This window comes from Micromonospora parathelypteridis, assembly GCF_014201145.1.
In the GTDB taxonomy this organism is placed as follows: Bacteria; Actinomycetota; Actinomycetes; order Mycobacteriales; family Micromonosporaceae; genus Micromonospora; species Micromonospora parathelypteridis.
Genome location: NZ_JACHDP010000001.1, coordinates 5,866,553 through 5,888,593, shown reverse-complemented (window position 1 = coordinate 5,888,593; position 22,041 = coordinate 5,866,553). Strand labels below are relative to the sequence as shown.

Annotated in this window: 21 protein-coding genes and 1 pseudogene; 11 read left to right on the top strand and 11 right to left on the bottom strand. The window is 69.2% G+C overall.

What is annotated here, in order from left to right; translation table 11 throughout:
• Positions 1–4 precede the first annotated feature (4 nt).
• Together HNR20_RS26655 and HNR20_RS26650 are read left to right on the top strand one after the other, a co-directional pair.
• Positions 5–523: an SdpA family antimicrobial peptide system protein gene (locus HNR20_RS26655; protein WP_184185192.1), complete on the top strand. Its 519-nt coding sequence runs from the start codon at positions 5–7 to the stop codon at positions 521–523.
• Positions 457–1,437: a sporulation-delaying protein SdpB family protein gene (locus HNR20_RS26650; RefSeq protein WP_184185189.1), complete on the top strand. Its 981-nt coding sequence runs from the start codon at positions 457–459 to the stop codon at positions 1,435–1,437. The genes HNR20_RS26655 and HNR20_RS26650 overlap by 67 nt, the downstream gene beginning before the upstream one ends.
• A 138-nt stretch (positions 1,438–1,575) precedes the next feature.
• Here the strand turns inward: HNR20_RS26650 and HNR20_RS26645 are convergent, their stop codons facing one another.
• Positions 1,576–2,496 carry an N-acetylglucosamine kinase gene (locus HNR20_RS26645; protein ID WP_184185186.1) on the bottom strand — a complete coding sequence of 307 codons (921 nt, stop codon included), beginning with the start codon at positions 2,494–2,496 and terminating at the stop codon, positions 1,576–1,578.
• Positions 2,497–2,592: 96 nt separating this feature from the next.
• Between HNR20_RS26645 and HNR20_RS26640 the strand changes: the two genes are divergently transcribed.
• From HNR20_RS26640 to HNR20_RS26605, 8 genes are all read left to right on the top strand, one after another.
• On the top strand, positions 2,593–3,510 hold the full coding sequence (locus HNR20_RS26640) for a MurR/RpiR family transcriptional regulator (RefSeq protein WP_184185183.1): 918 nt from the start codon (positions 2,593–2,595) through the stop codon (positions 3,508–3,510).
• On the top strand, positions 3,507–4,256 hold the full coding sequence (locus HNR20_RS26635; RefSeq protein ID WP_184185180.1) for a sugar isomerase domain-containing protein: 750 nt from the start codon (positions 3,507–3,509) through the stop codon (positions 4,254–4,256). Before HNR20_RS26640 ends, HNR20_RS26635 begins: the two co-directional genes overlap by 4 nt.
• Positions 4,257–4,272: 16 nt before the next feature.
• Positions 4,273–5,697: an N-acetylglucosamine/diacetylchitobiose ABC transporter substrate-binding protein gene (gene ngcE, locus HNR20_RS26630; protein ID WP_184185177.1), complete on the top strand. Its 1,425-nt coding sequence runs from the start codon at positions 4,273–4,275 to the stop codon at positions 5,695–5,697.
• Positions 5,697–6,605 carry a carbohydrate ABC transporter permease gene (locus HNR20_RS26625; protein WP_184185174.1) on the top strand — a complete coding sequence of 303 codons (909 nt, stop codon included), beginning with the start codon at positions 5,697–5,699 and terminating at the stop codon, positions 6,603–6,605. Before ngcE ends, HNR20_RS26625 begins: the two co-directional genes overlap by 1 nt.
• Positions 6,602–7,489, top strand: coding sequence for a carbohydrate ABC transporter permease (locus HNR20_RS26620; RefSeq protein ID WP_229687295.1), 888 nt, complete (start codon positions 6,602–6,604; stop codon positions 7,487–7,489). The genes HNR20_RS26625 and HNR20_RS26620 overlap by 4 nt, the downstream gene beginning before the upstream one ends.
• Positions 7,490–7,527: 38 nt before the next feature.
• Positions 7,528–8,730, top strand: coding sequence for a glycosyl hydrolase (locus HNR20_RS26615; protein WP_184185171.1), 1,203 nt, complete (start codon positions 7,528–7,530; stop codon positions 8,728–8,730).
• A 170-nt stretch (positions 8,731–8,900) separates the two neighbouring features.
• Positions 8,901–9,656: a formylglycine-generating enzyme family protein gene (locus tag HNR20_RS26610; protein ID WP_184185168.1), complete on the top strand. Its 756-nt coding sequence runs from the start codon at positions 8,901–8,903 to the stop codon at positions 9,654–9,656.
• Between the two features lie 512 nt (positions 9,657–10,168).
• Positions 10,169–10,564: a DUF3224 domain-containing protein gene (locus HNR20_RS26605; RefSeq protein ID WP_184185153.1), complete on the top strand. Its 396-nt coding sequence runs from the start codon at positions 10,169–10,171 to the stop codon at positions 10,562–10,564.
• Between the two features lie 103 nt (positions 10,565–10,667).
• On the opposite strand, the gene HNR20_RS26600 is transcribed toward HNR20_RS26605, so the two are convergent.
• The 6 genes and pseudogenes from HNR20_RS26600 to HNR20_RS32965 all read right to left on the bottom strand — a co-directional run.
• Positions 10,668–12,008 (bottom strand): OmpA family protein, encoded by a 1,341-nt coding sequence (locus tag HNR20_RS26600; protein ID WP_184185150.1) that lies wholly within the window; start codon positions 12,006–12,008, stop codon positions 10,668–10,670.
• Between the two features lie 350 nt (positions 12,009–12,358).
• On the bottom strand, positions 12,359–13,351 hold the full coding sequence (locus tag HNR20_RS26595) for a hypothetical protein (protein WP_184185147.1): 993 nt from the start codon (positions 13,349–13,351) through the stop codon (positions 12,359–12,361).
• Positions 13,352–13,401: 50 nt separating this feature from the next.
• A complete protein-coding gene (locus tag HNR20_RS26590; RefSeq protein ID WP_184185144.1) occupies positions 13,402–13,632 on the bottom strand; it encodes a hypothetical protein in 231 nt (76 codons plus the stop codon).
• A 111-nt stretch (positions 13,633–13,743) separates the two neighbouring features.
• Positions 13,744–14,487, bottom strand: a complete 744-nt coding sequence (locus HNR20_RS26585) for a CPBP family intramembrane glutamic endopeptidase (protein WP_184185141.1) — start codon at positions 14,485–14,487, stop codon at positions 13,744–13,746.
• Between the two features lie 393 nt (positions 14,488–14,880).
• Positions 14,881–15,585 carry a TetR/AcrR family transcriptional regulator gene (locus HNR20_RS26580; protein ID WP_229687296.1) on the bottom strand — a complete coding sequence of 235 codons (705 nt, stop codon included), beginning with the start codon at positions 15,583–15,585 and terminating at the stop codon, positions 14,881–14,883.
• A 51-nt stretch (positions 15,586–15,636) separates the two neighbouring features.
• A pseudogene (locus HNR20_RS32965) lies at positions 15,637–15,846 on the bottom strand (GntR family transcriptional regulator); the annotation flags it as partial.
• Between the two features lie 137 nt (positions 15,847–15,983).
• Between HNR20_RS32965 and HNR20_RS26575 the strand changes: the two are divergent.
• Entirely contained in the window at positions 15,984–17,666 is a 1,683-nt protein-coding gene (locus HNR20_RS26575) for an MFS transporter (protein ID WP_184185134.1), read from the top strand.
• Positions 17,667–17,806: 140 nt separating this feature from the next.
• On the opposite strand, the gene HNR20_RS26570 is transcribed toward HNR20_RS26575, so the two are convergent.
• From HNR20_RS26570 to HNR20_RS26555, 4 genes are all read right to left on the bottom strand, one after another.
• Positions 17,807–18,385 (bottom strand): TlpA family protein disulfide reductase, encoded by a 579-nt coding sequence (locus tag HNR20_RS26570; protein ID WP_184185131.1) that lies wholly within the window; start codon positions 18,383–18,385, stop codon positions 17,807–17,809.
• Positions 18,382–18,816 (bottom strand): hypothetical protein, encoded by a 435-nt coding sequence (locus HNR20_RS26565; RefSeq protein ID WP_184185128.1) that lies wholly within the window; start codon positions 18,814–18,816, stop codon positions 18,382–18,384. Before HNR20_RS26565 ends, HNR20_RS26570 begins: the two co-directional genes overlap by 4 nt.
• An 84-nt stretch (positions 18,817–18,900) precedes the next feature.
• Positions 18,901–20,943, bottom strand: coding sequence for a M6 family metalloprotease domain-containing protein (locus tag HNR20_RS26560; RefSeq protein ID WP_229687297.1), 2,043 nt, complete (start codon positions 20,941–20,943; stop codon positions 18,901–18,903).
• Between the two features lie 206 nt (positions 20,944–21,149).
• Positions 21,150–22,040: a dihydrodipicolinate synthase family protein gene (locus HNR20_RS26555; protein ID WP_229687298.1), complete on the bottom strand. Its 891-nt coding sequence runs from the start codon at positions 22,038–22,040 to the stop codon at positions 21,150–21,152.
• Position 22,041: the final 1 nt, after the last annotated feature.

Genomic DNA, 22,041 nt, shown 5'->3' with positions numbered 1-22,041 from the left:
CACAGTGGATGACACACGGTTGGGTCGGTGGATCGCGGGGAGCGCGGTAGTCGCCGTGCTCCTCGTGGGCTACCTCACCCGCGCGGTGCTGCCGGTGGCTGCGATGCCTGCCCCACCCGGCCGGTCGGTGGCCCGCGCACTGGTGCCGGAAGGCTGGGCGTTCTTCACTCGCGATCCCCGCCGTCCCAGTCCGGTGGCGTACGCCGCGGACCGGGACGGCCGGTGGCGGCTCGCCTCGGGAGGCAGCCGCGGCCCGGCTGGCCTGGACAAGCGGGACCGCGCCCGCAGCGCCGAGATCTCACTGCTCACCCGCCGGCTGCACGGGTCCGCGTGGACAGAGTGTGACGGCGAACCCTCCACCTGCCTGGCCGCCGCCCCGGCCACCGCGGTAGCCAACACCGCCACCGTGCGCACGCTCTGCGGCGACACCGGGATCGTCCTTCAGGAGGTACTGCCATGGGCCTGGAACGACCTGCCGACCGTGCTGCCGTCCCGGGTGGCTCGGCTCACGGTGACCTGCTAGACCGGTGGCTGGCCCGGCTCGGCCGGCGCTGCCGACCGGCCCTGGCCGTCGCGCCCTGGTCGAGCGGATTCGGGCTGGCCCGTACGCTGCTGGCCACCGGCACCTGCGCCACCCTGTTGGTCAACCCGCCGGCGATCCTGCTGTCGATGGACAGCGCCGACTGCACCGGGCCGGCCGCCGCCGGCATCTGGTGTGCGCTGCCCGCCGGGCAGGGGCAGCTCGCCGGGTGGATAGGGATCGCCGTGCTGGTCGTGGTGGCCAGCGGCTGGCGGCCCCGGTGGACGGCACTGCCGCACTGGTACATCTCCTGGAGCGTGATCGCGAACCTGTCCGCGCTGGACGGCGGTGATCACATCACCGCCACCCTCAGCCTGTTGCTACTCCCGATTGCCCTCACCGACCCCCGGCGGTGGCACTGGCAACCACCCCCGGCCGGCACCGCGATCGGCGCCGGCCGGGTGGTCGCGCACGCGGCCCTGGTCCTCGTCTGGCTCCAGGTCGCCATCGTGTATCTGCACGCCTGCATCGCCAAGCTTGGCGTCACCGAGTGGGCCGACGGAACGGCGATGTTCTACTGGCTCCGCACACCCGGGTACGAGCCGCCTGGTTTCCTGCGTCCGCTGACCGAGGCGGCCACCAGTTCCGCAGTGGGGGTGACGCTGTTCACCTGGTCGGTGCTGGCGCTGGAGTTCGCTCTGGCCCTGGCCCGGCTGTTGCCCCCCGAGCTGCGCCGCGTACTACTGGTCGCCGGGCTGGCGTTCCACATCGGCATCGCGGTCGTCCTGGAGTTGGTCACCTTCGGTCTCGCGATGAGTGGGGCGCTGCTGCTCTACCTGTTGCCCGTGGGACACCAGGTCACGCTACCGGCGATCGTGGTGGCGCGGGTGCACGGTGCCCGTCGAGCAAGTGGGTAGGCGGCGCCGCGGGGGCCTGGGTTCGACGTCTGCCTGACGGGGGCCAAGTCGGGTATCTCGCCGTATGGCAACGGCCTGATCTGCGATCTACGCAGTCAGGCCGCCGCGGTATCGCGCTCCTACTTTCCCGGAACCCCGTCACACCAGCATGCGCTGGTGCAGGCGCGCCGTCTCCTCCTGGTCGGTGATCTGGCGCAGTGCGAGCCAGGCCGCGCCGACCGCTGGGTCCCGGGCGGTTGCCACCGAGCCGGCAAGGGTGGCCAGCACGGCCGTTCGCACCGCCGTGGTCCTGGTCAACAAGCTGCCGGCGAGCACGACGGGTCCGGGTGGCGGGCCCAACTCTGCGAGCGTGGCGACCAGTCGATCGGCGGCCTCGGCGGTCAAACGCTCGGCGAGGGCGTCGCCGGCCATGGCGCCAGCGCAGACCAGGGGTGCCAGCGCGGCGAATGCCGCGGGTTGTTGGCGGCCGGCCCAGCGCACGAGCTCGTCGCAGCTGGTCACGCCGGCCTGCCCCGCGATCGTGGCTGCCAGTCCGGCGTCCACGGTGGGACCCGACCAGGCCCGGGCGATCGAACGGACCGCCTGCAGGCCCAGCCACATGCCCGAGCCTTCGTCCCCCAGCAGCCAGCCGAGGCCGTCGGCGGTACGGCTGACGCGCCAGTCGTCGATTCGGGCGGCGACGGCGCCGGTGCCGGCGATGAGCACCGCTCCCGAGGGTGCCGACGTGCCTGCGGCGAAGGCCGTCACCGCGTCTCCGACCACGGTGACCCGGCAGGTGAGTCCGCATTGGCCCCATTCGGCGGTGAAGGCCGCGGCGATCCCTGGATCCGCCATGATGCCCGCGCCGGCGATGCCGGCGACGCCGCTGCGCACGGATGCGGGGTCGTGCTCTCCCAGGGCCTCGCGCACCGCCGCGCCGATCGAGCGCGCAGCGGCCGGTCCCGCAGCCGTCGGGTTGCCCGGACCCGCCGAGCCGCGTCCCACCACGGTGCCGTCCCGGGTCGCCAGGACCGCCCGGGACGCCGTGCCTCCGGCGTCAACACCCAGTACCAGATCCATGCAGAAAATCGAAGCATAGAAATTTTCTATTGACCAGACGTCGATGTGGTCGTAATTTTCATGCTCAGAGCTAATCGATGAAAAGGACGATCACTGGTGACGGGTGAAAGTGGCGGGCTGCTGGTGCGGCTCCGCATGGAGGGGCCCACCATGCCGGAGGCCCTGGCGAAGATCGCCGAGGCCATCCTCGACGATCCGGAGACGGCGGCGCACGCCAGCATCGTCGACCTGGCCGAACGATCCGGGACCTCCACCGCGACGGTCACCCGCTTCAGCCGGGCACTCGGCTTCAAGGGGTACGCCAACCTGCGCGTGGCCGTCGCGACCGAGACCGGGCGCGCAGAGCAGGCCCGCTGGGAGACCGACATCTCCGGGGACATCGCGCCGGAGGACCCGATCGGCAGCGTCCTCGACGTGATCACCGCCGCGGACACCCGGGCCATCCAGGCGACCGCCTCCGGCCTGGACACGGTCGCGGTCGAGCGGGTGGCGGCCGCGATCGCCACTGCCGGCCGAGTGGAGATCTTCGGGCTGGGCAGCAGCGGCACCGCCGGCAGCGAGATGGCGTTCCGGCTCGAACGCATCCGCGTCCCGGTGCGGTACCGCGCCGACACCCACACCGCCCTCACCAACGCCGCACTGCTCGGGCCGGGCGACGTCGCGATCAGCCTGTCGCACTCCGGTCGGACCCGGGAGGCGATCGAGATGCTGGCCGAGGCCGCCGATCATGGCGCGCTGACCGTGGCGGTCACCTCGTACGCCCGCTCACCTTTGGCCGAGGTCGCCGACGTCGTCTTCACCACCTCGGTGCACGAGACCACGTTCCGGCTCGCGGCCCTCTCCGCGCTGCACTCGCAGTTGCTGATCCTCGATCTCATCTACGTCGCCGTCGCACAGCGCACCTACGAGCGCACCGCCGAAGCTCTCGAACTCACCGTGCGGGCCGTCGACGCACACCGGATGCCGGACACCAATGCGAACCGCAAGCGAGCACGGAAGGAAAAGCCGCTGTGACGATCACAAGCGCGGACTATGTCGAGGTCATCACCAAGGCCATCGAACGTGTCAGCACCACCCAGGGCGACCGGGTGGCGCGGGCCGCCGATCTGCTGACCGCGACGCTGCAGGCCGGCGGGGTGATCCAGGCGTTCGGCTGCGGACACTCCGAGGCACTCGCCATGGAGATCGCCGGTCGGGCCGGCGGCCTCGTCCCCACCAACAAGATCGCCCTACGCGACATCGTCCTGTACGGCGGCGAGCCGACGAACGTGCTCGGTGACCCGCAACTCGAGCGCACGCCCGACATCGCCCACCGCCTCTACGCACTCGCCCCGATCAAGCCCGACGACGCGTTCGTCATCGCCTCGAACTCCGGCGTCAACGGCGCGGTCGTGGAGATGGCACACCTGGTGAAACAGCGCGGACACGCGCTGATCGCGATCACCTCGGTCGAGCACTCCGCTCGGGTCGAGTCGCGGCACGACAGCGGGCTCAAGCTCGCCGACCTGGCCGACGTCGTGCTCGACAACGGCGCACCGTACGGCGACGCGTCCCTCGACTACGGCAACGGCGCGGTCGGGGCCGTCTCGTCGATCACCGCAGCACTGCTGGCCCAGCAGATCGTCACCGAGGTGGTGGCGCGGCTGCTGGCGCTCAACGTCACCCCGCCGGTCTATCTGTCCGACAACGTGCCGGGCGGGCGGGAGCACAACAAACTCATCGAAGCGCGGTACGCCGGGCGCATCCGGCGTACCGCATAGGGAAAAGGCCCAGCTGATGAACCGTTCACCCCTGTCCGGACCGTACCCCACGAGACGAACCGTGCTGCGCGCGGCGGTGACCGCCGGTGTCACGCTGCCCCTGCTGAGCGCGTGCGTGACCAGTGGTAGCGATGACCAGGACCGCGCCGCCGGAAACACCGGCGCCAAGAGCGCCGACAACCCGCTGGGCGTCAAGGCGGACGCGCCGCTCGAGGTCGTGATCTTCAAGGGCGGATACGGCGACGAGTACGCCAAGCGCGCCGAGACGCTCTACGCCCAGAGGTACGCGGGCGCGAAGATCGACCATCAGGGCATCCAGAAGATCGGCGAGGCGTTGCAGCCTCGATTCGTCGCGAACACCCCGCCGGACGTCGTGGACAACACCGGTGCCAGCCGCCTCGATATCGCGACGCTGGTCTCCGCCAAGCAGGTCAGCGATCTCAGCGAACTGCTCGACGCTCCCGCCTTCGACGACCCGGGCAGGACGGTGCGCGACACGTTGCTGCCCGGCGTGGTCGACGACGGCACGTTCGACTCGGTGCCGCTGACGCTCAACTTCACCTACACCGTCTGGGGTCTCTGGTATTCCAAGCCGCTCTTCGCGGCGAAGGGCTGGACCTTCCCGACGACCTGGGACGACATGCTCACACTCTGCGCGACCATCAGGGCAGCCGGCATCGCGCCCTGGACATACCAGGGCAAGTACCCGGAGTACATCAACGACCCGCTGCTCAGCATGGCCGCCAAGACCGGCGGACCGTCGCTGGTCAAGGCCGTTGACAACCTGGAGCCAAACGCGTGGAAGGCGCCGGGCCTGCTCGGCGCGGCCGAGGCGTTCGCGGAGCTGGCCGGCAAGGGCTACATAATGTCCGGCTCCGAGGCGCTGTCGCACACCGAGGCGCAGGCGGCCTGGTCGCAGGGCAAGGCGGCGATCATCCCTTGCGGGTCCTGGCTGGAGAGTGAACAGAAGGGTGTCACGCCCGCGAACTTCGACATGGTCATGGCTCCGGTGCCCGCACGGACGACGGCGGACACCCTGAAGCACACGGCGGTGCAGGCGGCGAGCAGCGAATCGTTCCTGGTACCGGCGAAGGCCAAGAATCCCGCCGGCGGTATGGAATACCTACGGATCCTGTTCTCCAAGCAGTCGGCGAAGGCGTTCGCCGAGACCGCCGGGACCCTGCCCGCCGTGGCCGGAGCCACCGACGGTCTCACGCTGAGCAGCGGCCTCGGCTCGGTGCGCGACGCGGTCCGGGCGGCCGGCACCGAGACCTTCACCTACCGCTTCCGCACCTGGTACGCCCCGCTGGCCAAGGCTGTCGACGACGCCACCGGCGAGCTGGTGAACAGGCGGATCACCGCCACGCAGTGGTCGGACCGGATCCAGAAGGCGGCCGACGGGCTGGCCAAGGACTCCACGGTGAAGAAGTACACCCGCTGATGAGACACGGACGGTGGCGGTTCCTGGCCGGCGCGCTGGTGCCCGCGCTGGTGCTGCACGCCGTGTTCGTGCTGTCGCCGTACGCGCAGGCCTTCTACCTGTCGCTGACCGACTGGACCGGCGTCGCCGGCGAGGCGCGTTTCGTCGGGGCGGGCAACTACCCCCGCCTCGGCGGCGACTCCCTGTTCCTGCACGCGGTCCGGAACAACGCGGTGATGCTGGTCGTGGTGCCAACGGTCACCATCGGCATCGGGCTGTTCCTGGCGAGCATGATGCACCTCGGTGGCCGCGGTGGACGACGGGGGATCGCGGGCTCCGGCGCGTACCAGATCGTTTATTTCTTTCCGCAGTTGTTGTCCCTGGTGGTCATCGCGGTGCTGTGGGGGTTCGTCTACAACCCCAACAACGGGCTGTTGAACGGGGCGCTGCGGTCGGTCGGCCTGGACGGGTTGACCCGGAGTTGGCTCGCGTCGCCGTCCCTGGCGCTGATCGCGGTGATGGCGGTCCTGGTCTGGTCGTCGGTGGGCTTCTACGTGGTGCTGTTCAGCGCGGCGATCGACAGCATTCCACGGGAACTGTTCGAGGCGGCGTTGCTCGACGGAGCCGGCGGTTGGGCGACCTTCCGCACGGTGACGTTTCCGCTGGTGCGAGAGAGCGTGCACGTCGCGTTCGTGTACCTGGGCATAGCGGCACTGGACGCCTTCGCCGTCGTCCAGGTGATGACCGTCGGGCCCGGCGGACCGGACGGTGCGACCGAGGTGATCGGGCTGTCGCTGTACCGCAACGCCTTCCAGTACGGAAAGTTCGGCTACGCCTCGGCCATGGGAGTCGCCCTGTTCTTCGCCACGCTGACCCTGGCCGTGCTGGCGCTGCGGTCGGGCCGCAAGGAGAGGCTGGAGCTGGCATGACCGTGACCCGTGAGCGAGCGGCGGCGGTCGCTGCCCGGCCCGCCCCGGCACGTCGCGTCCGGCGCTCCGGAGCCGCCTTTCCGGTGCACCTCGCCATGCTGGCCTGGGCCGTCGTCACCGCGCTTCCGCTGCTCTGGGCGGTGGTCAGTTCCTTCAAGACCGACGACGAGATCCTCAACGAACCGTGGTCCCTGCCCGCATCACCAAAGTTCGACAACTGGTCACGGGCGTGGACCCAGGCCAGCATCGGTCGCTACTTCCTCAACAGCGTCGTCGTCGTGGGTGCCGCGCTGGTGCTGACCATGCTGTTGGGCTCGCTGGTCGCCTATGCCCTGGCGCGCTACGAGTTCCGCGGCAACCGGTTCATCTACTACACCTTCGTCGCGGCGATGTTCTTCCCGGTGTTCCTGGCACTGGTGCCACTGTTCTTCGTCGTCCAGCAGTTGGGCCTGCTGGGCACGTACCCCGGTCTGATCCTGGTCTACGCGGCGTACGCCGTACCCTTCACGGTCTTCTTCCTGCACGCGTTCTTCCGCACGCTGCCCAGCGAGGTGGCGGAGGCCGCATTCATCGACGGCTGCTCGCACAGCGGGGTGTTCTTCCGCGTCATGCTGCCGATGGCCCGACCGGGTCTGGTGGCGGTCGGCATCTTCAATTTCCTCGGGCTCTGGAACCAGTACCTGCTGCCGCTGGTTCTCAATCCCGACCCGGACCGGTACGTCCTGGCGCAGGGTCTGGCCGCCCTGTCGGTCAGCCAGGGGTATCGCAGCGACTGGAGCGGTCTGTTCGCCGGTTTGACCATCGCCATGCTGCCGGTGCTCGTCGCCTACGTCGCGTTCCAACGGCACATCCGCGCCGGTATGACCGCTGGCGCGGTCAAGTAGGTCCCCTTTCCATCCCCACCCATCGGAGGACCCGGCTCATGTCCATCGACAAACGTAGATCGATAGGGTTCGCGGGAGTAGCGGCCCTGCTCGGCACGCTGGCAGTCTTCAGCAGCGCGCCGAGTGCCTCCGCCGCCGAGTGCGGCTACCTGTTCGACGACTTCTCCTACACCTCGTCGAGCGACAGTTCCCTGACCGCGCACGGCTGGACCCCGCGCAGCTACTCCGGCGGTCCAGGCGTACCCGGGGCGACCTGGTCGCCGAACAGCATCACCTTCCCCACCGTCAGCGGCCAGAAGGTCATGCAGCTCACCGCCTCGACCGACGGCACCGGTGCCGGCACCAACCAGGCGGAGCTGTACAGCACCCAGAAGCGCTACCTCGAGGGCACGTACGCCAGCCGGGTGCGCTTCACCGACACCCCCACCAGCGGGAACGACGGCGACCACATCAACCAGACGTTCTTCACCATCAGTCCGTTGAACGGTGACCTCGACCCGACCTACAGCGAGCTGGACATCTCCGAGTACCTGCCCAACGGCGGGTGGGGCGAGACCGGCCCGATCAACTACCAGACCACCTGGTACACCTACCGCAACGACCCCTGGTACGCGGACAACATGCACTCGGAGCAGCGCAGCAGTCTCAACGGCTGGCACGACCTGGTCGCGACGGTCGCGAACGGACACGTCATCTACTACATCGACGGCGTGCAGGTGGGCGACCACTCGGGCAAGTTCTACCCGCGGCAGACGATGACGATCAACTGGAACCTCTGGTTCATCGACACCGCGGCTCACAGCGGCGGGCTGAGCACCTACATCCAGCAGGTCGACTGGGTGTTGTTCGCGAAGAACCAGGTCCTGACCCCGGCGCAGGTGACGTCGAGGACGGCGGCGTACCGGTCGGCGGGCAGCACGATCGCGGACACGGTCGCTTCCACGGGCACCTGCTCAAACCCGACGAACCCACCGACCACGCCGCCGACGACCCCGCCCACCACGCCGCCGACGACTCCGCCCACCACTCCGCCGCCAGCCGGCAACTGTTCGACCGCGCCGGAGTGGGCCTTCGGCACGGCCTACACCGGTGGCCAGACGGTAAAACACGAGAGGAGCAGGTACGGCGACCCGAGCGGCCCGCCGTCGGGCGACGGCAAGCACCTGTGGCGGGCACGGTACTGGACGCAGGGCTCCGAGCCGGGCTGGACCCAGCAGTGGGAGGATCTCGGCCGCTGCTGAGCGGCATCCGACCGCGCAGCAGTTGACAGGTTGTCGCCGGCCGGCCGCGGGTCACCGGCCACCTGGGGTTTTTCGACGAGCGGCGACACCCGTCCGGTGGTCAACTGGCCGGACGGGTGTCCCCTGTTGGGAGAGACCGCCGGGCCGCTGGGCTGCTAGCGTTCGCCGCCATGTGGAACGAGGAAATCGTGGCCGGACGCCCGGCATGGCGGCACGTCCCATCGAGGGTCGTGTTCCGGGAGGTTCCGGGCGGCACGTTCCGGATGGGACTGTCCGAGGCGGAGCTGGACGCGGTACGCGCCATCGAGCGCAGCGGCGGAGTCGAGGACACCATCGAGCCGTTCCTCAACGGGGCCGGGGACGCCCAGCCGGTCCGCGAGGTGCGGGTCGAGCCGTTCCTGATCGCCCGGCACCCGCTGACCGTGGCGCAGGTCCGGCACTGGCTGCCCGAGTACGAGGACGACTACGCCGAGTCGGACACCGGTACGGCCCGGCTCGAAGGCGACCTGAACGACCTGCTCAAGCTGTTGCCATTCCAGCTGCCCAGCGAGGCGCAGTGGGAATACGCGGCCCGGGCCGGCACCACCACGCTGACCTTCCGCGGCGACGGAAAACCCGACGAGGACCAGCTTCTCGACGACTTCGGCGACGAAACGCGGACGGCCACCGGGGAGAACGCGTTCGGGCTGGCGGCGATGGGATCGGCGAACGAGCTCTGCGCCGACGTGTGGATCCCCGGGTTCGACGGCGCGCCGGCAGACGCGCGACCACGGACCGGCGACGGACCCCGGACCGTACGCGGCGGAGCCGTGGACCTGTACCCCTGGCAGGGCTGCGACGAGTGGCTGCTGCTGCTTCCCGCCACCCGGTACGGGCACGCCGACTTCACGGCGGTACGCCCCGTCGCACCACTGCCACCCCACTAGGTTCTGTCTCGCCGATCGCACTCAACGGCAGCGTCCGCGTAGCGTGAGGTGGAACTTGCCTACTTCGGCCTGTTGCCGGCATTCGTCGGCCAAGGCTTCGGCGGCCATCTGCTCACTGTCGCGTTGCAGCGGGCGTGGGGCCTGGCCGAGCGTTGGCCACAGCTCCAGCCGGTCCGGCGCGTCTGGGTGCACACCTGCACGCTCGATGGCCCGGCAGCGTTGAAGAACTACCAGTCCCGGGGCATGAAGCTATACCGCACGGGGACTGAAGAGGCCGACCTGCCGGCGGAGTCGCCCGGAGCATGGCCCGGGGCAAACCGTCCCCCGCTTCCGGGCCCAGCTTGATGTGCAACCTCTGCTGCGCGGCCTCGGCTTAGTGGTCAACGCTCGAAGTCCTTCGGCCCTCCGCCGGAAGCCCTGAGCAGGGCTGCCGAGGGTCGCCGTCCGGGGAATGTCAGTGCCGTGTGCAAGGCTGCCCCACGCTAAATGCGATCGAGGTGAGAGGGTGCGAAATGAGCACGAAGGCTCGCGGAGCATTTGACGTCACATCGTTCGAGCCGAAGGTGCTCGACGAAGGCCCGGGGGCCGCGCTTGGCCGGGTGCGGATCACCAAGACCTTCCAGGGAGGCCTGGCCGGCATCAGTACGGTGAACATGCTGTCGGTGGCCGACATCGAGGGCAGCCCCGCTGCTTATGTCGCCGTAGAGCGATTCACGGGCGAACTCGACGGCCTCAAGGGCTCGTTCGTCCTCCAACACAGCGCACCCGGCAGCCACGGTGAGCAACTCACGATCCGCGTCGTCCCGGGAACGGGCTCCGATGACCTCACCGGGATCGTGGGAGCTTTCGAGATCATCCAGTCCGACGACGGCAGCCACTCCTATGTCTTGGAGTACACCCTGGCCTGACGCATGCCGGCGTCGCCGTCCAGACCCTCCGGGTGTCGTTGACACGCTCGTCAACGACACCCGGGAGCCACGGGGTGGTGCCAAAACATACCGCGGAATGTCGTCAGTGGATGGGAACGTCGAGTTCGCGGAACAGCCCGATCTTGACCCTGAGGGTGGCGGGGGTGTCGGGCAGGGCGATCAGGTTCCAGAACTCACGGGTCTGGCCTGGTGCAAACTTCTCGGTGTTGATGCGGACACCGGAGACGTCTGTGCATGCGCAGTAGAAGTCCACGCCGTCGTCGGTGGGGACCTCCAGGCGGCCGGGCAGGTACTGGCGGTGGGCGGCGACGTCGGTCAGGCGGATGTTGGTCGCGGCCTGGTACTTGTACGCCTCCCAGTCCTGAGCGTGGTGAAGGTCGTTGAACCAGGTCTCGGCCGATCCCTGGTTGGTGATCTTGTAGGTGAGCAGGCCGAGGCCGCCGGGTAGTCGACGCAGGCCGGTGACTCCCAGAGCGATGGGCTGGCCGTCGGCCTTGGTGGTGCCGGTCAGAGCAGACGCGCCGGGAGGAGTCGTGGGGGCCGGTTCCGGGGCAGCAGGCTGGGGTTTGGCGAAGGTCACCGTGACCCGGCGGTTGCGGCGTTTACCCTCTTCGCTGTCGTTGCGGTAAAGCGGGCGGCGAGAGCCGTACCCCTCGGTTTGGAAGCGGATGCCGTCCTTGGACAGCAGCGCCGACAGGGCGTGTTGTACCGCCTGGGCACGGCGCAGCGACAGTGGGTCGTTGATGGCGTCGTTGCCGGAGGAGTCGGCGTGGCCCGCCACCGTCACCACCGCGCTGGGTGAGATGTCGATGAGCTTGGCCGTACGGGCCATGATCGAATTGGCTTTGGGGGTGAGGGTGGCCTTGCCCACCGCGAACAGGACGTCGGAGGAGAGGTTGACCTGCAGGTCCTTGCCGTCGTCGGCGGTCTCCTCCGATTTGTCCAGGGATTCGGAGGGGAGGATGAGGCGGCGGGTGACCACAGTGACCGTCTCGGCGTCGGGGTCGGGAAAATCACCGGCCGGCGCCTCGTCGCTGATGGGCACGTTGAGCATCGGCGGGGCCACGGGGGTGACGACGGTGGCCGTCGCGGGGTTGCCCGATGGTGCGGGCAGCACCGCGTAGACGGTGATCGGCCGGCCAGGATCGATGAAGCGGCCGAGGCCGTCGCGGTCCCAGTCGCTGCACAGGCAGGGGGAGCCGGCGGGTTTGTATGGCAGGAGCCAGGTCCGGGCCTGCGCGTCGAGGATGCCGATTCCGGAGGCCCACTTGATCTCGCCGAGAGGGCGGGTGCGGTCGCCCATCTCGCCGGCCCAGGACAGGTGCTTGTCGGTGCCGGTGTTGGACAGCCGGAGCTGGGCGATGAGGTGCTTGCCCTTGACGCGGTTGAGGCCGATGACCTCGACCTTCAGGTTCTCGGTCATGGTACTGCGGGTTTCGGCCAATGCCGCCCGGGTGTCCTGACCCGTTGCCGTGGCGGTGGCGGGCGGGCTGCTGGCGGCGGGCGAGGACGCCCCTCCCCTCTTCGGCACCACCCCGCATCCAGCCACCGCGATCGTGAACACGACACTCAGGACCAGAACTTGGCCAGGCGTGGGACTGATTACCCGCTGCCTGGAACGACCGAGCTCGGTCATGGACCTCGACTGCGGTCGACGGAGTCGGCCGCGAACGGACCAGGACTGACGCAGCATTCTGCTCGTTCCTCTTTCTCGTGTACCTCGTGCCGCTGGGCCGGCGGCGGGGCACCCAGCGCGGGTCCCCAACCTCAACGTCATGGCGTCACAGTGCGGTCTGGACCCGAAGACCCGACCGGCTCACGAGGCGGCGCCCCGGACGAGCGCCAGTCACCGGCGGGGACCACCAAACTGCGGCGGGCGGCTGAGATGGCCAGAGTCGCTAGCAGCGCGGTCACGACCACCGTCACGCCGAGTGCGGTCCACGTGGCCGCGTCGGGACCGACCAGCGGCTGGCCGCGCATCGCCTGCCACGTCGTGATGGTGAACACCGCGCTGTAGCCCAGAATGACGACCCCGGTCAGCTGGGCGCGTACCCGCTCGCTGCGCAGCCAGCTGATTCGGGCCGCGAGGGCAGTGAGAAGCAGCACCGCCAGTACGAACACCTGAATGGAGTGCAAACCGATGAAGTGCGGAACGCGCAGGTCGCCGCCGACGGTGCTCCAGTTTGTGATCGGCATGCCGTCCCCGTCCGGTACCCCCACCCCGTGCTGCCCCAAGAGTGTGACCGAGTTGCCGTAGGCGTCCTCGGCCGTCCGTGGTCCAGTCGCGGCCCACCCACGGATGAAGGACGCCAGTGCCATGCCGATGACGGAGAGCCCGATCCCGACACGCAGGGACCAGGTGAGTGCCGCGTCACCGACCCGCTGGAACAGCAGCATGACAGCGATGAGCAGGCTCGCCCCGAACAACCCGACCACACCCGAGGAGAAGACCACCTGCCCGATCTGATTGAACACGTCAGTGTTGACATTGAAATGGCTATAGGTGCCGCGGGCGGCCTGCACCGCGATGAAACCGACGTCGATCAGCCCGGTAACCGCGAACACCGTTCCGAGGGTCCACATCGTTCGCCTTGCCCTGTGCAGCTTCGGCAGTAGCCAGGCGAGCGTCACGCCGTAGATGACGAACGACATGCCGAACTTCAACGGCTTCGCCCAGACCGATGCCTGCATGAGCTCACGACCGTCAATGAAGAGACCGAAGCTCGCGACGACGACCAGCGCGGACATCGCCGCCACCATGATCATCAGTGGTCGATGCCACGACCGTACCTCGGCGAGCGAGCCGGACAGCTGGTTCATACGATCTCCCTTCCGGTGTCGCCCATCCGTGCCGGTCGAACCACCTCAGGCACGTCGGGATGCTCCGCGTCGAGCACCCGGCCTGCGGTCGGCGCCAGCCACCGCGAGGGGACGATCTGACGGGCAATGGGATCGATCGAGAACGCCTCGCTGAGGACGTCCAGCACCGCGTGCCCTGCTGCGTCATCCACCTGCAGCACGGCTGCGTACGGCGTACTTGGGTTCATGTGCACATCGTATTCAGACTGCGCGGAACCCTTGTGTATTCGGCCTTGCAGATCTCGAAAAGTGACCGGATCTGGGGGCATTGAACTAGTACACTTCCGGAAATGCCGCCATCAGGGTAGGGCGGTTGCCAATGCTGCGATGGCAAGGCCATGGGTCAGCACGGCCGGCGTGAGGCCGTGACGTAGGCGCAGGAAGGCGCAGATGAGGCCTTCCCACGCGGTGAACGCCAGCAGGGGCCAACCAAGGTCGGTGACGGTGGAGGCGAGGAAGCTGTGGCAGGCCGCGAACAGCAGCCCGGACAGCAGTGCGGCACGGACAGGGCTCATCGTCTGGGCCAGCCGCGTCTGCAGTAGCCCGCGGAAGAGCACCTCTTCGAAGAGGTTGCCCGCGAGGCAGAAGAACACGATCACCGGCACTGCGGACAGCGCGACGGCACCGCCACGGTCCGCCTGTGGCCAGCGGCTGGCGATGGCGATAACGGGACCCGCCGCCACGGCGGCCCCGGCGATGCCGAGGCCGATCGCGGCGAGGTCGGGTCGTTGTCGCGGAATGAGGGCGCGTAGGCGTTGGTCGCTGGCGAGCACCGCCGCGGTGAGGACGAGGGTGGCGACGCCGAGGGCGGCCAGCAAGGTGGATTCGGTGGTGAAACGCAGCCACGGGACCACACCGTCGACGGTGCCGAGGCGCCACAGTCCGAGGGGTGTCATGGCGTCGCGGATCAGGATGAATCCGAGGATGAGCACGACAATCGACAGCAGTGGGTCACGGTGGCGGCGTACCAGAAGCAAGCAGCCGGTGACGAGTGTCAGGCCGGGCATTATCCGCAGGAAATAGGTGAGCAGGTCGGTCAGCATGTGCGGGGACGCCCTTCCAGCAAGCCGAAGCTGTGTACCGAGGGGTTGATGGCCGATGAACACCGACACGCCGAAGATGGGGAGCAGTGGACGGCCGCGCCAACTGCGCCGCTCGGCGAGATCCGTTCCACAGCGTCCTCCCGGGACATACACACCGGGCGGAGGTACACGGATGACCTCGACCCGGCACCAACTGCCAGGGTCGAAGGTCTCGCTCACCCCCGGGTAGACGGGGGTCGGATGGCCGGACCCGCTCGGCGGATCAGTATGTCGACCATCGCGTTGGGAGCTACTCCCCTTCGCATGGCGAAGGCTACCGATCTAACCGGGACCGAGAGCTCAAAGGTGATGAACAGCACCAGGATCCGGGCTCTCGGACGGTCCGTCGCGCCCTCATGACCTCACGCGGAGATGATCCTCTATCAGGGTGGCGAAGCCGTCGAGATGGCGTGCGAGACCGTACTCGAACAGCCCGTTGAGGTCCGAGGCCGTCTCCGCCGGGATGGTCGCCAGCAGTGGAAACTTTCCACTGTCGAGCGTCTGGCTGGCTCGCTTCTGTTGTGCCAGCAACCACCGATCGAGCGTGACGCCAGTTTCCTGCTCGGATTCGACCTCGGCCGCCATGGACAGCGCGACGGTGGCGACCAGTCCGTGGAGCGTGAGCGCCTCGCGGATCCGTGTCGTCATGGGCAGCCCGAGTCCGTCGAGCGCGCGCAGGATCCACTCGGTGTGCGCCATCATGTTGGGCACAAGCGCCGGACGGGTGAACGAGACCGCTCTGGGCAGCCAGAGGTGTCGCTGGCACAGAGCCCACTGTTGGTGGGCGACGAGTTCAAGCTTCGCCCGCCACCCGGGCGGTCCAGGGTCGGGCAGTTCGGATTCGCCGAAGACCTCGTCGGTCATCTGCGTCACCAGATCGTCCTTGTTCGTCACGTGCCGGTAGAGCGACATCGGGCCGACGCCGAGGTCGACGGCGAGACGTCGCATCGACACCGCGTCGAGTCCTTCGACGTCGGCGATCGCGATGGCGGCGCGCAGGACGTGCATCCGGCCCAGCGGCTGCTTGAACGCGCCGGCCTGACGCGACCGCTGGGGCATGGCCGGACTGACCGAGTGCTTTCGGCGGATGTGCCTGCTGACCACCGTGCCGGAACCGACAGTCGTTTCGACCAGCCCGCTGTCACGGAGAGTCGCCATCGCTCTGGTCGCGGTCGCTACCGCGACACCCCATCGCTGGGCGATCTGCCGGACGGAGGGTATCCGGTCCCCCGGCCGCAGGTCGCCAGTCAGGATTCGGCCGCGGATCTCCTCGACGATCCGCCGATACGGCGGATCCGGGCGCGGCGGCGGAGGAGGCATGGCTGCCCTCCGATCTACTGGCGAAGTCGTCGTCCGGCTGGACTGTACTAGGGCAATCCTAGTCTGACTAGCACACTTACTTCGTTTGACCCAACGGCATTGACTCGAATTCCCGGGTGCGGCGATACGTTGTACGCATGGCGGAAGATACACCGTACGCACTGGTGCGACCGGCGGATGTCGCAGACCGGCGGGCCGCCGCGCCCCGCGCGGGCCGGAAAGAGTGGATCGGGCTTGCGGTGCTGGCCATGCCCACGCTGCTCATCGCGATGGACATGACCGTTCTGCACCTGGCGGTTCCCTCGCTGACCGCGGACTTGCGGCCGAGCACCGCGCAACTGCTGTGGATAATGGACATCTACGGGTTCCTGGTCGCCGGACTACTCATCACCATGGGAACGCTCGGTGACCGGGTCGGGCGGCGCAAGCTGCTGCTGATCGGCGCCGCCGCCTTCGGCGCCGCCTCGGTGCTCGCCGGGCTTTCCACCAGCGCCGAGATGCTGATCGTGACCAGAGCGCTGCTCGGCGTCGCGGGTGCGACGCTGATGCCCTCCACGCTGTCCCTGATCCGCACCATGTTCCATGACGCGGCCCAGCGCACCGTCGCCATCAGTGTCTGGATGACCTGCTTCGCGGTCGGCGGCGCCCTCGGCCCGCTGCTTGGCGGATTCCTACTCAGCTACTTCTGGTGGGGCTCGGCGTTCCTGATCGGCGTCCCCGTCATGGTGGTCCTGCTCGTACTCGGTCCTGTGCTGCTGCCCGAGCACCGTGACGAGAAGGCGGGCAAGCTGGATCTGGGCAGTGCCGTGCTGTCCCTGGTCGCCGTGCTGTCCGTGGTCTACGGCCTCAAGCTGGTCGCCGAGGGCGGTGTGGGGCTGCTGCCGGTCAGCTTCCTGGTGCTGGGTCTGGCCGTCGGGGTCGTCTTCGTCCACCGACAGCGGACGCTCGCCGACCCGCTGCTCGACCTCAAGTTGTTCCGTGAGCGCACCTTCAGCGCCTCGGTGGCTCTGCTCACCGTCGGCATCCTGGTGATGGCCGGCTCGCAGCTCTTCACGCTGCAGTACCTCCAGCTCGTACACGGACTCTCCCCGCTGGTCGCCGGCCTCTGGTCGCTGCCCAACGCGGCGGGTCTGATGGCCGGTGCCATGACGGCCCCGGCCCTCGCCGCGAAGATCCGCCCCGGCTTCGTCATCGCGGGCGGCCTGGTCGTCGCGGCCATCGGACTGGGAATGCTCACGCTGGTAAGCACGACGGCAGGACTGGGCATGCTGGTGACAGCGTCCGCGATCATGGGTGCGGGTCTGGGACCGATGGCGGCGCTCAGCACCGACCTGATCGTCGGCGCGGCTCCGCCCGAGCGGGCCGGCGCGGCCTCGGCCATCTCCGAGACGGGCACCGAGCTGGGCGCCGGTCTGGGCATCGCGGTCCTTGGCAGCATCGGCTTCGGTGTCTACCGCAGTCGGATCGCGGACACCATGCCGGCAGGCGTCGACTCCGAAGCGGCGCACGAGTCGCTTGGTGGCGCGGTGGCGGTGGCCCAAGACCTCTCCGGGAAGGCCGGTGACGAACTGTTGACCGTCGCCCGTGAGGCGTTCACCCACGGGCTGCATGTCACGGCCGTCGTCGGTGCCGGCGTCGCGCTTGTCCTGGCGCTGCTGGCTGCGGTGCTGCTGCGCGGCATCAAGCCGGGCGTCAGCGGTCACGGCCCGGCCGCGGAGCGCGTCCCGCAGGCCGGGACCCCCGACGGCACGGCCACGACGGAGACCGCGGCGAACGCCGCAGCGGTGAAGACAGGGACCGCGGTCGGCAACAACATCTAACGGCTACGCGATCGCCAGGCCGTCCGGTCGCTGGACTGATGCGGATCCCCGAGTAGCTGGGCGGTGCCCTAGCGGGGAGGCCTCGGTGCGACGCCGGCCGATGCCGGGTCGGGCCGCACCGAGGTGCCTGGGCGACGGGACTACGGCTGGCCGGCCAGCACCAGCTCCCGTAGCCGCTGGTCGAGCGTCGGGGCGTCCACGCCACCCGGCCAGCCGCGGAGCAGGGCGCCACCCTTGGCAACCAGCACGACGGCCGGCGGCTCTCGCACCGCGTACGAGCGCCAGACCGTCTGCTGGTCGTCCAGGACGACCGGATACTCCACCCGGTGAGCGCGTAAATAGTCCTGGACCTCGTCGGCCTGGTCCGCGCCGGCCACGCCGACGAAGACCACTTGGTCGCGATAGCTGCGGGCAAGCTCACTGAGGGCCGCCTGGCGGCTGGCGCAGGTGGTGCACCAGGAGCTGAAGAAGGTGAGCACGACGGGACGCTGCGCCCACAGTTCGGCGGCCGCGAACGGTGTGCCGTCCGTCAGCGTGCCGGTGAACTCCGGGGCGGCCGGGGCGGTGCCGGGCGCCGGGCGCAACGCCAGGTCGGCGGGGACCGGCCCGGGCAGCGCCGCCGCCCCTCCGGCGGGCGCCGGTGCGGGCGCGGGCTCGGGTGTGCTGCATCCGCCCAGCAGCGCCGCCGCCAGCAACAGCGGCAGGAGTGCCCGCCTCATGATGGGACCACCGCCACCAGCGCCGGGCCCTCGCTGTTGTCCGGCGTCAGGTCGAGCGCCGGTCGGCCGTCCACCTCCAGCCGATAGGCGGCCCGCTGGGGTACGCGTACAGGGACGGCGAACTCGCAGTAGGTGGGCAGGCGCTCGACCCCCAGATCCTCGGCGAAGGCGGCTACCGCAGTCCCTGCCGACAGCCGCCCGCTGGCCAGCGCCGCCCCGTCCGGGTCGAGCACGCGGAACGGTGCGCGGTTGTGGAAGTGCTGGTACGGGCCGGTGCCGGCGCAGTCCACGCCCGCGGCCCGGATGTTGATGTCGCGAACCAGGACCCGGACGGTCGTCGGGGAGACCGCCTCCTGGGCGGCGCCGACGGTGCCGCAGCCGGTCGCGCCGGCCAGCAGCAGGGGTAGCAGAGTCATGATGCTTCGCCGCACGTCATCCTCCTCTCGCCCGCCTGCCGGGTCCGCGTTGGCCTGCGCCGCGGACCCGGCAGGGTCGGGGTCAATCTCGGTCGCCGGTCAGGACTTCGGGACCCGGCATTGCTTGGTCACCGTCTTGGTCGGGTCGCTCTCCGAGGTCGCGGTGAGCTTCACGACACCGGTGCTCGCCGCGGTGGCGGTGGCACCCACCGACACCTCGACCGTGGTGGCCTTGCCGAACTGTGCGGTGGCGAGTTGGTTGGGCAAGAAGGTCCGCCAGCCCTTGCCGGCCACTTCGGCTGACAGGCGGTAGACGTCCGACTTCAGGTACGCGCTGACGTCTTCCGGGTGCTGCTGCCCGCCGGCCGAGTACGAACCGGTGTTGGTCAGGTCGAACGAGCAGGTCACTCCGCGATTGGTCGGCTTGCCTCCGCCGGTCACCTCGCCCTTGCCCAGTTGCACGTCGTGGGTGCTCGGCCCACCGGTGCCGTCCAGCGAACGCACCGCCACGGTGTAGGAGAGCGAGCCGGCCGCGTCCCGCTTGAGGTCGATGACGTAGAAGTGCAGCCGGTTGGCCTCATCGACGTACTCGTACTGGCTGCCGGTGTTCGCACCGGCGTGGAACAGCGCGTCGGAGAGCTGCCGGTAGTCACCCATAGTGATCTTCTGCGGGGTGCCGTCGGGTCGGTAGAAGTCGATCATGTCGATGTCCTGTGGGTTGGCGTCCACCACCCACTGAAACGGCGCGCTGTCGGCGTTCTTCGTCTTGCTCAGCAGCACGCCACTGTCCGGGGTGAAGGAGTCCGCGCCCATCCGGTCGACGACCTCGACGGTGTAGTTGTTGAAGTTGCCACCGTCGCACAACGGCTCGGTGCTGACGCCACACGTCGGCGACAGGTCCTTGTTCAACGCGATGTTCAGGCCGCTCAGGCCCTTCGGGCCGGCGTCAACCGCCCGTGCCTTGACCTGCGCGACCACCATGCCAGAGGAGGCCAGCGACTCCCGCGACAGCCGCAGCACGTGCTCCTCACCGAGCAGGCCGATCTTGAGCTTGTCGCGCACGGTGTGCAGCGAGCCCATCGATCCGCCGTTGGTCGGCGGGATCTGCCAGCGGGTGTGCGGACCGCCCGGGCCGTTGAACGACCCGCGCGACATCATGCTCCAGATCCCGGTGTACGCCCTACGCAGCGGCACGCCGTAGGGGTTGTTGTAGTTGTCGCCGATGCCCAGCAGATGGGTCAACTCGTGGGCGTAGACGCCCATGCCGGAACTCTCCCCCTGCGTCGAGGAGCCACCGCCAGCGTTCGGCCACAGTGTCGCCGCCGCTTTCCACGAGGTCCAGTCCACGTAGCGGGTCTTCGCCCAGTTCGGCAGGGTGGGGTCCGGCGGGCCCCAGGCGTCCGGCACGTCCTCCTTGTTCTGGAAGATCATCTGCCCGAACTCCTGCCAGGTCGACGACTCGTCCTGGCCGGCGCTGAGGATGAACACCAGCTCGTACTGGTTGGCGACCTCCTCGCCGACGGCCGCCCGCCAGGCGCCCAGGCCATCGGTGCGGATGTTCTTGGCGCACACGTCCCCGCTCGGACAGGCACCCGGGTTGAACCCGTTGTCCAGCCCGTACTGGTAGGACTTGGCCGGCATCTGGTACGGCCCGAAACCGGTGAGGTCGACGCCGTAGCGGCCGTTGGAGTCCTGCATCCAGTACTCGTGCAGGGTGTGGCCCTTGTTCAGAGTGTTCGGGGTGTTCAGGAAGTCCTGGTAGAACTTCGGCACGTCCGCTCGGGGAATGTTGGTCGCGACGGACTGGGGGTTGCCGAAAACCGTCGAGCGGGCCCGCTGGGAGACCGCGAACGTCTCGTCAGGATAGTCGAGCGCCACCAGGGCGATCTTGAAGTTGCGCACCGAGCCCGGCACGCTCGGGTCGGCCCAGTTCTTGCCGGGTACGGCCTTGTAGTCGTTCCAGGTCATCGTGTCCGGGTTCTGCCAGACCTGCGGGTCGAGGACCTGGAACGGCGCGCCGCCGGCCGGGTTGGCCGGAGCCGCGGCGGCCTGCGCCGCCCCGGTCGCCACGAGCGTGGTCGCCACGGCTGCGGCGAGCACGGCCCGCCTCAGCCGGGTTCGGTGGGGGTTAGCACGGTGCACGGAACCACCTCTCGTCGGAGGAAAACGCGGCGCTGGCGTCCCGGTGAGGGTATCGAGGATCATCTGTACGCAGGCCGCGCAGCGAATCTAGGAGGGCGGGCCGGTGCCGGTCACCGTACAGATGTCGGCAGGTGGGCCGGCGACTTCCGACACCTGAAGGACCGGCGCCCACCGGACGATCAGCCGAGGCCGGCCCCGGGAGCCGGTTAGGCCGGTGCCGCGAGGGCCCGCAGCACGTCCCGGCGCACCCGATCGGCGGCAGACCCGGCCAGGGGTCCGCGCGGTGGGCGGCACCGCCCGCCGAACCGCCCGGCGCACTCCATGGCGAGCTTGACGGCCTGTACGGCTTCGGGTCGGGAGGCCCAGCCGAGGATCGGGTGCAGTTCGGCGTAGAGCGGCAGCGCCCGGCTCAGGTCGCGGGCGACGCACAGCTCGTACAGGCGTCCGGCCTGGCGGGGCAGCGCGTTGGGCAAGGTAGCGATCCATCCCGTGGCGCCGCACAGCACCAGTTCGAGCACCACGTCGTCGGCGCCGACCAGCACGTCGACGTGCGGACAGAGGTCCCGCAGACGATGCAGCCTGCGTACGTCGCCGGTGACCTCCTTGACCGCGACGATCCCGTCGATCTCGGCGACGGTCGCCAGCAGGTCCGGCGTGAGGTCCAGCCGGGTGTCGTACGGTTCGTTGTGGGCGATCACCGGCAGGCCGACCGCGGCCACCTCCCGGTAGTGGGCGACCACGTCGGCGGCGCGGGCGGCGGGCCCGTCGGGTGGCCGCGCGAGCACGCTGTGGGCGCCGGCCGCGGCGGCCTGCTCCGCCCAGCGGCAGGCCTGCCTGCTGCCGTAGCCGCCGACGCCGGGCACCACCGCGCAGCCGGACGGCGCGGCCTCTACCGTCGCCTTCACCACGGCGGCCCGCTCGTCGTCGGAGAGTGCCCGGTACTCCCCCATCGACACGCACGGCGCGACCCCGTGGCACCCCTCGGCGGCGAGCCAACGGACGTGCTCCTGGAGCTGGTCGAAGTCGACCGACAGGTCCGCGCGGAACGGTGTGGTGATGGCGACCAGCATGCCCCGCCAGGGCCTACCAGTTCCCACT

Bases quoted from the DNA above. Each gene is read 5' to 3' on its own strand.
- HNR20_RS26650 (WP_184185189.1), top strand. From the start codon at position 457: ATGGGCCTGGAACGACCTGCCGACCGTGCTGCCGTCCCGGGTGGCTCG.
- HNR20_RS26645 (WP_184185186.1), bottom strand. From the start codon at position 2,496: ATGGATCTGGTACTGGGTGTTGACGCCGGAGGCACGGCGTCCCGGGCG.
- ngcE (WP_184185177.1), top strand. From the start codon at position 4,273: ATGAACCGTTCACCCCTGTCCGGACCGTACCCCACGAGACGAACCGTG.
- HNR20_RS26625 (WP_184185174.1), top strand. From the start codon at position 5,697: ATGAGACACGGACGGTGGCGGTTCCTGGCCGGCGCGCTGGTGCCCGCG.
- HNR20_RS26620 (WP_229687295.1), top strand. From the start codon at position 6,602: ATGACCGTGACCCGTGAGCGAGCGGCGGCGGTCGCTGCCCGGCCCGCC.
- HNR20_RS26615 (WP_184185171.1), top strand. From the start codon at position 7,528: ATGTCCATCGACAAACGTAGATCGATAGGGTTCGCGGGAGTAGCGGCC.
- HNR20_RS26610 (WP_184185168.1), top strand. From the start codon at position 8,901: ATGTGGAACGAGGAAATCGTGGCCGGACGCCCGGCATGGCGGCACGTC.
- HNR20_RS26605 (WP_184185153.1), top strand. From the start codon at position 10,169: ATGAGCACGAAGGCTCGCGGAGCATTTGACGTCACATCGTTCGAGCCG.
- HNR20_RS26600 (WP_184185150.1), bottom strand. From the start codon at position 12,008: ATGACCGAGAACCTGAAGGTCGAGGTCATCGGCCTCAACCGCGTCAAG.
- HNR20_RS26595 (WP_184185147.1), bottom strand. From the start codon at position 13,351: ATGATCATGGTGGCGGCGATGTCCGCGCTGGTCGTCGTCGCGAGCTTC.
- HNR20_RS26590 (WP_184185144.1), bottom strand. From the start codon at position 13,632: ATGAACCCAAGTACGCCGTACGCAGCCGTGCTGCAGGTGGATGACGCA.
- HNR20_RS26585 (WP_184185141.1), bottom strand. From the start codon at position 14,487: ATGCTGACCGACCTGCTCACCTATTTCCTGCGGATAATGCCCGGCCTG.
- HNR20_RS26580 (WP_229687296.1), bottom strand. From the start codon at position 15,585: ATGCCCCAGCGGTCGCGTCAGGCCGGCGCGTTCAAGCAGCCGCTGGGC.
- HNR20_RS26575 (WP_184185134.1), top strand. From the start codon at position 15,984: ATGGCGGAAGATACACCGTACGCACTGGTGCGACCGGCGGATGTCGCA.
- HNR20_RS26570 (WP_184185131.1), bottom strand. From the start codon at position 18,385: ATGAGGCGGGCACTCCTGCCGCTGTTGCTGGCGGCGGCGCTGCTGGGC.